Raw genomic sequence first — 216 nt, 5'->3', positions numbered from 1 at the left:
CCCAGGTACTGGTCGCGCTCGGCGATGTTGTTCACCGTGCTGATCAGGCTGATGTAGGCGATCGAGAGCTGCGCGTTGTAGCCCTCGCGGGCGTAGGTCGCCAGATCGACCAGCGTGATGTCGGCCTCGGGCCACGGCGTGCCATCGCGGTCGAACATCTCGCCGTCCGTGCCTTGGCAGAACATGTCCATCGCGTCCGCCATCTCCAGCAGCCGC

The 216-nt window shown here is 65.7% G+C and carries 1 protein-coding gene; it reads right to left on the bottom strand.

Going from position 1 to position 216, the window contains the following annotated elements; genetic code table 11:
* The coding region (locus APY03_RS25890; RefSeq protein WP_049234049.1) for a hypothetical protein at positions 1-216 on the bottom strand (216 nt) is incomplete at both ends.

The sequence above is a fragment of the Variovorax sp. WDL1 genome (assembly GCF_001541225.1).
In the GTDB taxonomy this organism is placed as follows: Bacteria; Pseudomonadota; Gammaproteobacteria; order Burkholderiales; family Burkholderiaceae_C; genus Variovorax.
This window is presented reverse-complemented; position numbering and strand designations above follow the sequence as displayed.